The following is a 527-nucleotide window of genomic DNA, read 5'->3' as shown; positions in this document are numbered from 1 at the left end:
TTTATTTGAATTGTACTTTTTGCGCGTTTACTTCACTGCCAGTTCGCAGGTACGTTCGTAACAATGACAGCTAATTTCATGGTCATTCACCATACCTACCGCCTGCATAAACGCATAGCAAATTGTTTCGCCAACAAAATTAAACCCCTGCTTTTTTTAACGCTTTTTGACATGGCTTTTGATTCATCGGTCGAGGTAGGCGCTTGCTTAAAGTCTTCCCACCTATTGATAACGGTGCGCCCGTCTGTGAACTGCCAAATAAATTCACTAAATGGCTGCGTTTGTTCTATAGCGAGAAAGCCTTTAGCATTTCGGATGATCGACGCAATTTTTAATCGATTGCGAATAATACCTTTATCTTGCATAAGTCGCTCGATATCAGATTCGCCCATTACGGCAATCTTTTCTGGGTTAAATTGATGAAAAGCGTTCTCAAAGTTTTGCTGCTTTTTAAGAATTGTTAACCAAGACAACCCCGCCTGCTGACCGTCTAAACATAACTTTGCAAACAATGCTCGACTGTCTAA

At 40.8% G+C, this 527-nt stretch carries 1 pseudogene; it reads right to left on the bottom strand.

Annotated elements, in window-relative coordinates:
- Positions 1-27: 27 nt before the first annotated feature.
- A pseudogene (locus ACX5J7_RS03865) lies at positions 28-527 on the bottom strand (DNA-3-methyladenine glycosylase I); the annotation flags it as partial.

It is taken from the genome of Alteromonas infernus, from assembly GCF_902705815.1.
Note: the sequence above shows the minus strand (reverse complement) of the source record. Positions and strands in the feature narration are given on the sequence as shown.